Below are 10676 nucleotides of genomic sequence, written 5' to 3'. Positions count from 1 at the left end.
CTGGCTGAGGCCCTGGATATGACCGATTTGAATGGCGGCGCGTTCTTCGACGCTGAGTTCGTGATAGGACATGGGGCAGCACCGTACCGGAAAGGTCAGGTGTTGCACTCAGTTTTTGCCGCCGCCGCTTTAAACGGAGCACCAACAGAATGTTTAACCGGTTCGTTAGTCACGCCTCGTATTAAACGCAGCATCTAAACCTCCTTTGCACAATCCAAATTGTCTTAGAACCAACCGTTTGAAATATTTGTAATTGCGCCGACATAATAGTGAAACTTCTGAGGTAATAATCCTACACCCTACACCCTGCAACGTGCTGGACCTCGGCTACCCCACAAGCTGGGACTAGATGCGATAAGGAAAGAGCAGAAGACCGTGACCCAATAGTGGCATATTGCAATTGCGCAATGTTACCCATGGCAAGAACCGTGGAGCTTTTTTTCCCGCAGTCCATGGTCATGGGACACTGATTGCAGGGAGTACTGCGGGGTTTCTCGCGCCTTCGGCTGTTCGTTGAAAAATGCCGCGAGTAATCCTTAAGAAAAAAAAGTACCATTTGCGGTCCTTCCTGAGTGATGACATGCCCTCCCGCATGACGCAGTGCACTCGGCCGGATCAGCCCGCAACAGGCCCTTGGCGGCGGGAACCCCGTTGATTACCAAGAGCCACACTCCATGCCTTTGCTCGAAACACCCTTCGCCCGCCTCGACCTGATCCGCCAACCCGAACAGTCGAATGAACCGCTGCAGGCATTTGATGCCGCCGACGAGTACTTGCTCAATCACCTGGCGCAGCTGCAACCGGCCGCTCAGACGCGGGTTCTGGTGCTTAATGACAGCTTTGGGGCACTGGCTGCGAGCCTGGCCGGTAAAGTTCAGGTCACCAGCAGTGGCGACTCGTTCCTGGCATTCCAGGGCTTGGAAAAAAATCTGGTCCGCAATGGCCATGCCTTCGATGCAGTGCCGACAGTACCCGCCCATCAGTCTTTTGCCGGCCCGTTCGATCAGGTGTTGATCCGGGTCCCGAAAACCCTGGCCCTGCTGGAAGAGCAACTGATCCGCCTGCAAGGGCAACTGGCGCCCGGCGCCCAGGTGGTGGCCGCCGCCATGATCAAGCATCTGCCCCGCGCTGCGGGTGATCTGCTCGAACGTTACATTGGCCCGGTACAGGCCTCGCTGGCGGTCAAGAAGGCCCGGTTGTTGATCGCCACTGCCGAACCCAAGCCTGCGGCGGTGTCGCCCTACCCGACCCGTTATCAGCTGGATGCACCGGCCATCGAGTTGCTCAATCACGCCAACGTGTTCTGCCGCGAAGGCCTCGACATCGGCACCCGGGCTTTTCTTGCGCACTTGCCGAACAATCTCGGCACAGCGCGGGTCGCGGACCTTGGCTGTGGCAATGGCGTGCTGGCGATCGCCAGCGCGCTGCAGAACCCTGAGGCGCACTACACGCTGGTCGACGAGTCGTTCATGGCGGTGCAATCGGCGAGCGAAAACTGGCGCGCAGCGCTAGGTGACCGGGAAGTCCTGGTGCGCGCCGGTGATGGCCTGGCCGAACAGGCCGCGCAGTCGCTGGATGTAGTGCTGTGCAACCCACCGTTCCACCAGCAGCAAGTCGTCGGCGACTTCCTCGCCTGGCGCATGTTCCAACAGGCCCGTGAAGCGCTGGTGGTCGGTGGTGCGCTGTACATCGTGGGCAACCGTCACCTGGGCTATCACAGCAAACTCGCGCGGCTGTTTCGCGGCGTCGAACAGGTGGCGGCGACGCCGAAGTTCGTGATTCTCAAAGCTCGAAAATAATCCAGACGAAAAAAACCTCCCTTTCAGGAGGTTTTTTTATGCGCCCATCTCAATGCGTGCTCAGGCCTGCTGCGTTCATGAACATGCGCATCAGGCTGGCGACGATGAACAATGCGCCGACGCTGCCGACCCAGATCATTGCCAGCCAGCCAAGGCGTTGCCATAGCGGCTTCTTCTCTGCGGCTTCGATTTCATGTAGCGAATGTTTACCGGCCATGACTTTCTACCCTCCTATTAAGGTTGATGGCGCCTGTATCGACGCCATCGCGAGCAAGCTTTGCTCCCACAGGCTTTTCACACGCGCGCAGCCCTAGTGATAGCCATCTTCGTGGGTGACCTTGCCGCGGAACACGTAATAGCTCCAGAACGTGTACCCCAGGATGAAAGGAATAATAAACAGCGTACCCACCAGCATGAAGCCCTGGCTCTGCGGCGGTGCGGCAGCGTCCCAGATCGAGATCGACGGTGGCACGATGTTCGGCCACAGGCTGATTCCAAGACCGCTGTAGCCCAGGAAAATCAGGACCAGCGTCAGCAGGAAGGGCATGTAGTTGGCATTGCGCGCCACGGCACGAATCAGTCCGTACATCGTTACCATCACCAGGATCGGCACCGGCAGGAACCAGAACAGGTTTGGCAACGTGAACCAGCGCGAGGCAATTTCCGGATGCGCCAGCGGCGTCCAGATACTGACAATACCGATCACCGCCAGCAGCACGAAAGCCAAGGGGCGCGCGAGGTTATGCATCTGCTCCTGCAACTTGCCCTCGGTCTTCATGATCAGCCAGGTGCAACCGAGCAACGCATAGGCCACGACCAGTGCGGCGCCACAGAACAGGGTGAACGGAGTCAGCCAGTCCAGCGAGCCACCGGCGAATTGCCGGTTAACCACCGGTAACCCATCGATGAACGCGCCGAGTGCCACCCCCTGGAAGAAGGTGGCCGCCACCGAACCGCCGATGAACGCCTTGTCCCAGAGGTGGCGCTTGTCATCCTTGGCCTTGAAGCGAAACTCGAACGCCACGCCGCGGAAGATCAGGCCGATCAACATGAATATCAGCGGCAGGTACAGCGCCGACAACACCACTGAGTACGCCAGGGGAAAGGCGCCGAACAAGGCGGCCCCGCCCAGGACCAGCCATGTTTCGTTGCCGTCCCAGACCGGTGCAACGGTGTTCATCATGACATCGCGGTCGGTCTTGCCCGGGATAAAGGGGAAGAGAATGCCGATTCCCAGGTCGAACCCGTCCATGACCACATACATCATGATGCCGAAGATGATGATCACGGCCCAGATCAGCGGAAGATCAATACCCATGACTCAAATCTCCTTGGTCAGGCTGTGGTCGTTGTCGGCACTGTCGTCAGCTGCCGACAGCGGACGCGCCGGGGTGCGCTGCTTGCCAGGACCACCGTCGTTGGTTTCCTTGCCTTCGTCGATCTTCGGCCCTTTGCGCACCAGGCGCATCATGTAGCCAAGGCCGGCACCGAACAGGGCGAAATACACCACGACGAACATGATCAGGGTAATGCTCATCTGCATGAAGCTGTGGTTTGAGGAAGCATCCGCCGTGCGCATCAATCCGTAGACCACCCAAGGCTGGCGGCCGATTTCCGTGGTGAACCAACCCGCAAGGATCGCGACCAGACCCGAGGGCCCCATCCACAGTGCCAGATAGAGGAACGGACGCGAGGTGTACAGCCTGTCGCGCTTGCGCAGCCACAAGCTCCACAAGCCGGTGAAGATCATCAGGAAACCCAGGCCGACCATGATCCGGAACGACCAGAACACGATGGTTGAATTGGGCCGATCTTCAGGCGGAAAATCCTTGAGCGCCGGGACCTGTTTGTCCAGCGAATGGGTGAGAATCAGGCTGCCCAGATAGGGAATTTCGACCGCATATTTGGTTTTTTCAGCTTTCATGTCCGGCCAGCCGAACAGGATCAGCGGGGTCGGTTCATCGCCATGGTTTTCCCAGTGACCTTCAATTGCCGCAATTTTCGCCGGCTGGTGCTTGAGCGTATTCAGGCCATGGAAATCGCCGATCACGGCCTGGATGGGCGCAACGATCAACGCCATCCACATGGCCATCGACAGCATGGTGCGAATGGCCGGGTTGTCCTTGCCCCGCAGCAAGTGCCAGGCAGCCGAGGAACCGACGAAAAACGCCGTCGCGACGAACGCTGCCGTTGCCATGTGCGCCAGGCGGTACGGGAATGACGGGTTGAAGATGACTGCAAACCAGTCAGTGGGAATCACCTGGCCGTTGATGATTTCAAAGCCCTGGGGAGTCTGCATCCAGCTGTTGGATGCAAGGATCCAGAACGTTGAGATCAGCGTGCCAATGGCCACCATCACCGTTGAAAAGAAGTGCAGGTTGCGTCCGACCTTGTTCCAGCCGAACAGCATGACCCCGAGGAAGCCGGCTTCCAGAAAGAAGGCGGTGAGCACTTCGTACGTCAGCAACGGGCCCGTCACGGCACCGGCGAAGTCCGAGAAACGACTCCAGTTGGTGCCGAACTGATAAGCCATGACCAGCCCGGAGACCACGCCCATACCGAAGTTGACGGCAAAGATCTTCGACCAGAAGTGGTACAGATCGCGGTAAGTGTCGTTTTTGGTTTTCAGCCACAAGCCTTCAAGCACCGCCAGGTAACTCGCCAGGCCGATGGTGATGGCCGGGAACAGAATGTGGAATGAAATGGTGAACGCGAACTGAATTCGGGCGAGATCAAGCGCCTCCAAACCGAACATAAGTCTTCCTCTGTCAGGTAATTCCGGCTGAAGGCCTGCGGCCTGCACCCACTGCCCCCACGGATATGGAGTGTGGCGAATTCAAATTCGTTCTTTTTTTACCTGCATCACACGTAGGGAGTCTGGCCAATTGGCCACCGGATCATCTCCACGAAAGGTTTTGATCTGGATCAAGCATGATTGAAAGAGTAGTCCCATTTTTGCAGGTAACCGGTGTGGTCTTTTGCCGCGTGACAGGTTGCCTCACAGGCATGGCAATCAGCCGTAACACATTCGCGGTGGGAGTGAGCCTGCTCGCGATAGCGGTTAGCCCCTTCACTTTGTCTTCTACTGACACACAGTCATCGTGAGCAGGCTCGCTCCCACATGAATTTGACCGCCTGAGCGATCGGTGTCTAGCTAACTAATTTTTCCGGACCTGCAACTTCTGGTTACAGGTTGGTGATAGTCTCGACGTTATCCCCGTTCAAGATCCGCCGCCAGATGCCCAGCCAACCGCCCTTGCTGTTACGTCACCATCGCCCGTTCATCGCGTTCTGGCTGGCCCGGATCTTTACCGCCAGCGGCTTCCAGATGCTGACCGTGGCCATCGGCTGGAATCTTTACCAGCTCACCGGCAACGTACTTGACCTCGGCCTCGTGGGCCTGGTGGAGTTTGCCCCGCGGGTGCTGTTCATGTTGCACACCGGGCACGTCGCCGATCGCTACGACCGGCGCAAGGTGGCCGCACTCTGTCAGTCGTTGCAGGCATTGATCGCCCTGGCGCTGGCGATCAGCAGTGCGACCGGGCATGTCACCCGGGAAATGATCTTCATCCTGGCGTTCCTGCTGGGCGCCGCCCGCTCCTTCGAAATGCCCACGACCCAGGCGCTGCTGCCAAGCATCGTGCCCAGCGCGCTGTTTCCCCGCGCGGTGGCCGCCGCCCAGTCGGCGCAGCAATCGGCAACCATCGTCGCTCCCGCGCTGGGCGGCTTGCTGTACGCGTTCGGCAGCGTCTGGGTCTATGGCCCCACGGTCATCCTGTACATCATTGCCTGCGCCCTGATGCTCAACCTGCCGGCCCGGCAGACTCCACTGAACAAGGGCAAGGCGACACTCGACTCGTTATTGGCGGGTATTCGTTTCATTCGCAGTCGACCGGACATCCTCGGGGCGATTTCCCTGGATCTGTTTGCCGTGCTGCTTGGAGGTGCGACCGCCCTGCTACCGGTATTTGCCAAGGACATCCTGCTGACCGGGCCCTGGGGCCTGGGCCTGTTGCGCTCTGCGCCGGCGGTGGGCGCGCTGCTGATGTCGCTGTGGCTCGCACGGTTTTCCGTGGATCGCCAGGTTGGCCGGGTGATGTTCACGGCGGTGGGCGTGTTTGGCGTCGCCACCATAGCCTTCGGCCTGTCGACCTCATTCTGGTTTTCCCTGGCTGTACTGGTGGTGCTCGGCGCAGCGGACATGATCAGCATGGTCATCCGCGCTTCCTTCGTACAGCTTGAAACCCCTGACGAAATGCGCGGCCGGGTGAGCGCCGTGAACGGGTTGTTCATCGGCGCTTCGAATCAGTTGGGCGAGTTCGAATCCGGCCTCACAGCTCACTGGTTCGGCACCGTTCCCGCCGTGGTCATGGGCGGAATCGGTACGCTGGTGGTGACCGGGGTCTGGATCAAACTGTTCCCGACCCTGGCCAACCGCGACCGCATGCATGTACCGGCGCAAGAGGCCAGGGTTTAGAGCAGCTTGTCGAGGGTGATGGGGAAGTCGCGCACCCTTTTGCCCGTGGCATGGTAAATCGCGTTGGCCACCGCTGCCGCGACACCCACGATGCCGATTTCCCCCACGCCCTTGGAACCCAGGGCATTGACGATCTCGTCGTGCTCTTCGACGAACAGTACGTCGATGTCACCGATGTCGGCATTCACCGGAATGTGGTATTCGGCGAGGCTGTGGTTCATGTGCCGACCCAGGGCATGATCAGTCTGGGTTTCCTCGTGCAGCGCCATGCCGATCCCCCAGACCACGCCGCCGAGGATCTGGCTGCGGGCCATTTTCGGGTTCACCACCCGGCCGGCGGCGATGGCACTGACCACGCGATTGACCTTCACGGTGCCCAGGTCTTCATCGACCAATACTTCGACGAACACCGCCGAATGCGTGGCCGTGGCGTACGCTTCGCGCTTCTTGTCGGGCTCGGCATCCACCTGGACCTCCAGGGTCGCTTCGCCGCTGCTGCGCACCAGCTCGGCCAGGGAGGTGCGCGACTCCCCATAGCGCAACTGCCCGGCTTCGAACACGGCCTGTTCAGAAGTGACGGCGGCGAATGCCGGATGGGTCTGCCGGGCAACTGCCAGCAGTTTTTCCTGCAGTGCCGCGCACGCCTGCTGAACCGCTGTGCCGACCGAGGAAACGGTAAAGGATCCGCCCTGCAGTGGCGCGGTGGGCAGTGAAGAGTCACCGAGCACAAAGGTGACGTCCTGCACCGCAACACCTGAGGCCTGGGCGGCGATCTGAGTCATGACGGTGTAGGTCCCGGTGCCGATGTCAGTGGTTGCGCTGCTGACGGTCAGCTTGCCGTTGTGGTCGATACTGGCCTTGGCGCTGGCTTTCTGTTGCATGGCTTCCCAGACACCCCCGGCCATGCCCCAGCCGACCAACTGCCGATCGTGACGCATGCTGCGCGGTTCGGGGTTGCGCTGGTTCCAGCCGAAGCGTTCGGCACCCTGCTCGTAGCAGGCACGCAGCTCCTTGCTCGAGTACGGCTTATCTTCGTTCTGGTTGCGCTCTGCATAGTTGATCAACCGCAGCTGCACCGGGTCGATCGCCAGGGCGCAGGCCAGCTCGTCCATGGCGCACTCCAGGCCGATCAGGCCGAGTGCCGCGCCTGGGGCGCGCATGTCCAGCGGCGTGAAGACATCCAGTGGCACCAGCTTGTAAGTCAGCTGCACGTTGTCGCAGTGATAAAGCATGCCGCTCCACTCCACCACGTGCTCGGTGAAGTCTTCAAAGCGCGAGGTCTGGCCGATTGCAGTGTGCCCCACGGCCAACAAACGGCCGTTAGCCGCAGCACCCAGTTGCAGGCGCTGCAAGGTGCGAGGCCGGTAGCCAAAGGTGAACATCTGCTGGCGAGTCAGGGTCACGCGTACCGAACGCTTGAGTTTGAGCGCGGCCATCACAGCGAGTGGCAATTGGTATTGCGGACGCAAGCCCGAACCAAAGGCACCACCGACAAAGGCGGCGAAAATCCGCACCTGCTCTTTTTCCAGGCCAAAGACTTTTTGCACATAGGACTGACAGTTCTGCGGCCCCTGGGTCTTGTCGTGAATGTGCAGGGCGCCATCGGCCTGATAGAGCACGGTACTGGCGTGCGGCTCCATCGGGTTGTGATGCTCTATCGGCGTGCTGTAGTGCAGGTCGAGACTCAGAGCCGCACCAGCGAACTCCGCCTGGAAATTCCCGCGGGGCTTGGGCAACTCGGCGGGCGCAGGATGAGCTTCACCCTGCATCGACAGGAGATCGGTTTGATGGCCCGCGCTTTCATATTCGATCCGCACCAGCGAACCGGCATGTCGCGCCAGTTCCAGATTGTCGGCTATCACCAGCGCGAGCGGCTGACCGCTGTAGAGGATTTGATCGTTGTAGAGTGGACGAAACGGTGAGCCTTCGGCGGAGTCCGCGTCCTCATAATCCTTGTCATAGCTTGCTATTTGGGGGCGGTTCGTATGATCGATCACGGCAACGACGCCGGGCAATGCCAGGGCTGCCGAGGCATCAATCGTCAGCACGCGCCCGCAAGCGACAGGGCTCGAGACCACGCTCCCATGCAGCAGGCCCTGCTCGGGAAACTCCCCGGCATACCGCGCCTGGCCGGTGACCTTGAGGTGGCCATCGACCCGGTCCAGCGGCTGGCCCATCGGTTGAGTGAAAGTATTCATCAAGCTTGCCCTCCCAGCGCGGCGTCGCTCAGCGCACGGACAATCGCCCGGCGCGCCAGTTTGACTTTGAAAGCGTTGTGCTCAAGCGGTTCGGCGTTTCGCAGCAGCGTATCGGCGGCAGCGGTGAAGGTTTCGCGGCTGACGGTCTTGCCCACCAGGGCGTTTTCCACCGACTTGTCGCGCCACGGCTTGTGCGCCACGCCGCCCAGCACCAGGCGTGCCTGACGAATGACCGGCCCGTCCAGCTCCAGCGCAGCGGCCACCGAAACCAGGGCAAAAGCATAGGAGGCGCGGTCGCGAATCTTGAGGTAATGGCTGCAGTCGGCGAATCCGGAGGCAGGCAGTTCAATGCTCGTGATCAATTCATCGTCGGCCAGTTGATTGTCGCGCTCGGGCGCATCGCCTGGCAGGCGGTGGAAGTCGGCAAATTCGATCGTGCGCGGCCCGCCACGACCCTGCACATGCACCACGGCTTCCAGTGCCGCCAATGCCACGCACATATCCGACGGGTGAGTAGCGACGCACTGGGCGCTGGCACCGAAGATCGCATGGATACGGTTCAACCCGTCCCGCGCCGGACAGCCGCTGCCGGGTTCGCGCTTATTGCACGGCACGCTGGCATCGTAGAAGTAATAACAGCGCGTGCGCTGCAGCAAGTTGCCACCCGTGCTGGCCATGTTGCGCAACTGCGGCGATGCCCCGGCCAGTATCGCCTGGGACAACAGAGGGTAACGTTGTTCGATCAACGGGTGCCAGGCCAGGTCGGCATTGCTGACCAGCGCGCCAATCATCAGCCCGCCTCCAGCCGTTTCGCGCACTTCGCGCAGTGGCAGGCCGGTGATGTCGATCAGGTGCTCGGGACGAGTGACGTTTTCCTTCATCAGGTCCAGCAGGTTGGTGCCGCCGGCAATGAAGCGGGATGCGGGACCGGCGAGATGCACCGCGTCCTGCACCGATTCAGGCTTGCTGTACTGGAAGGGATTCATTGGCCACCCCCTTGCCCGGCGTTGGCGCGGCAGGCAGGAAGCGCCTCTTCGATGGCATCGCGAATATTACTGTAGGCGCCGCAGCGGCAAAGGTTGCCGCTCATCAACTCCTTGATGTCTGCCTGGCTGTTGGCCCGTCCTTCGTTGGCCAGCCCGACGGCAGAGCAGATCTGCCCTGGTGTGCAATACCCGCACTGGAAGGCATCGTGCTTGATGAACGCCTGTTGCATCGGATGCAGCTGTTCACCCTCGGCAAGGCCTTCGATAGTGGTCAACTCGGCACCGTCGCACATCACCGCCAACGTCAGGCAGGCATTCACCCGCTTGCCGTTGAGCAATACGGTGCAGGCACCGCATTGGCCGTGGTCACAGCCTTTTTTCGTGCCGATCAGGTCCAGTTGTTCCCGCAGCAGGTCCAGCAAGGTGGTCCAGGGCAGGACCTCAAGCTGACGCGCCTGGCCATTGAGCGTCAAACCCAGTGGATGGCGGGCATATGACGCTGGCGTGGCGTCGTCATTGGTTGCGCTCATATACACCTCACGATTGGTCGTCTAGTCGCGGCGTTTTGGCAAACCGCCGTCATAAGGGGTACGACTTCGCGTGGCGAACAGCGTTCAAGGGGATTGATCTGCGGTGTCAAACCAGCAATTCTGCCGCCACCGCCGTGCGTATGGCCTTGCCACAGAGCTGCTCCACCAGGGCCAGGGCAAATGCCAGCGCCGCGCCCGACCCTTGGGCGGTGATGCAGTTACCGTCGACCACCACCGGCTGATCGACAAAATTGCAGCCCGACAATTGATGGCTGGCTGAGGGCAGGCAGGTCATACGGCGCTGTCGCAACACCCCCGCATTTTGCAGCGCCAGCGCCGGAGACTCGGCAATAGCGGCGAACAGGCGACCGGCGGCCGCCTGATCCTTGATCAGTTGTTGCAGGGGCTGATGGGCCGCCAGATGCTGCGCGCCCACCGCGCCGCCGGGCAGTGCGATGAGGTCGAAGGGCTGCGCGAGCAAATCCACCAGCATGGCATCGGCGGTCAAGCGGGTACCACGGGCACAGGTCAGCATGCGCCGGCCCTCGATACTGGCCACCACCACTTCCACCTTGGCGCGGCGCAGCACATCGACCAACGTCACTGCTTGCAGATCATCGATGCCCTCGGCGAGGGTAATCAGGGTTCTAAAGGTCATGGGCGACATCCACTGAAAGATCTTTAGA

The 10676-nt window shown here is 60.7% G+C and carries 10 protein-coding genes; 3 read left to right on the top strand and 7 right to left on the bottom strand.

From position 1 onward, the window contains the following. Positions 1-198, top strand: a 198-nt coding sequence (locus tag IMW75_RS15110; RefSeq protein ID WP_205893074.1) for a hypothetical protein, incomplete at its 5' end; no start/stop codon positions are given. A 476-nt stretch (positions 199-674) separates the two neighbouring features. Continuing rightward, the gene (locus IMW75_RS15105; protein ID WP_205893073.1) at positions 675-1799 is read left to right on the top strand and encodes a methyltransferase; all 1125 of its coding nucleotides are present in this window, start codon (positions 675-677) and stop codon (positions 1797-1799) included. A 49-nt stretch (positions 1800-1848) separates the two neighbouring features. Here the strand turns inward: IMW75_RS15105 and IMW75_RS15100 are convergent, their stop codons facing one another. The 3 genes from IMW75_RS15100 to IMW75_RS15090 all read right to left on the bottom strand — a co-directional run bounded on the left by IMW75_RS15100 (position 1849) and on the right by IMW75_RS15090 (position 4554). Then, on the bottom strand, positions 1849-2016 hold the full coding sequence (locus IMW75_RS15100; RefSeq protein WP_082069162.1) for a DUF2474 domain-containing protein: 168 nt from the start codon (positions 2014-2016) through the stop codon (positions 1849-1851). Positions 2017-2109: 93 nt separating this feature from the next. Next, a complete protein-coding gene (gene cydB / locus IMW75_RS15095) occupies positions 2110-3117 on the bottom strand; it encodes a cytochrome d ubiquinol oxidase subunit II (protein ID WP_205893072.1) in 1008 nt (335 codons plus the stop codon). 3 nt (positions 3118-3120) lie between these two features. Continuing rightward, positions 3121-4554 carry a cytochrome ubiquinol oxidase subunit I gene (locus IMW75_RS15090; protein ID WP_045059322.1) on the bottom strand — a complete coding sequence of 478 codons (1434 nt, stop codon included), beginning with the start codon at positions 4552-4554 and terminating at the stop codon, positions 3121-3123. A 483-nt stretch (positions 4555-5037) separates the two neighbouring features. Here IMW75_RS15090 and IMW75_RS15085 point away from each other — a divergent pair, with 483 nt between their 5' ends. After that, positions 5038-6276: an MFS transporter gene (locus IMW75_RS15085; RefSeq protein ID WP_205893071.1), complete on the top strand. Its 1239-nt coding sequence runs from the start codon at positions 5038-5040 to the stop codon at positions 6274-6276. On the opposite strand, the gene IMW75_RS15080 is transcribed toward IMW75_RS15085, so the two are convergent. The 4 genes from IMW75_RS15080 to IMW75_RS15065 all read right to left on the bottom strand — a co-directional run bounded on the left by IMW75_RS15080 (position 6273) and on the right by IMW75_RS15065 (position 10648). After that, positions 6273-8474, bottom strand: coding sequence for a xanthine dehydrogenase family protein molybdopterin-binding subunit (locus IMW75_RS15080; protein ID WP_205893070.1), 2202 nt, complete (start codon positions 8472-8474; stop codon positions 6273-6275). The two genes, IMW75_RS15085 and IMW75_RS15080, sit on opposite strands and share 4 nt — an antisense overlap. After that, entirely contained in the window at positions 8474-9460 is a 987-nt protein-coding gene (locus IMW75_RS15075) for an FAD binding domain-containing protein (protein ID WP_205893069.1), read from the bottom strand. The genes IMW75_RS15080 and IMW75_RS15075 overlap by 1 nt, the downstream gene beginning before the upstream one ends. Next, on the bottom strand, positions 9457-9990 hold the full coding sequence (locus IMW75_RS15070) for a (2Fe-2S)-binding protein (protein WP_205893068.1): 534 nt from the start codon (positions 9988-9990) through the stop codon (positions 9457-9459). Before IMW75_RS15070 ends, IMW75_RS15075 begins: the two co-directional genes overlap by 4 nt. A gap of 106 nt (positions 9991-10096) precedes the next feature. Beyond that, positions 10097-10648 carry a DJ-1 family glyoxalase III gene (locus tag IMW75_RS15065; RefSeq protein ID WP_205893067.1) on the bottom strand — a complete coding sequence of 184 codons (552 nt, stop codon included), beginning with the start codon at positions 10646-10648 and terminating at the stop codon, positions 10097-10099. Positions 10649-10676 lie beyond the last annotated feature (28 nt).

Origin of the sequence: Pseudomonas gregormendelii (genome assembly GCF_017114825.1) — a bacterium.
Classification (GTDB): Bacteria; Pseudomonadota; Gammaproteobacteria; order Pseudomonadales; family Pseudomonadaceae; genus Aquipseudomonas; species Aquipseudomonas gregormendelii.
The sequence above is the reverse complement of the archived record's forward strand: the minus strand, read 5'-3'. Positions and strand labels throughout refer to the sequence as shown.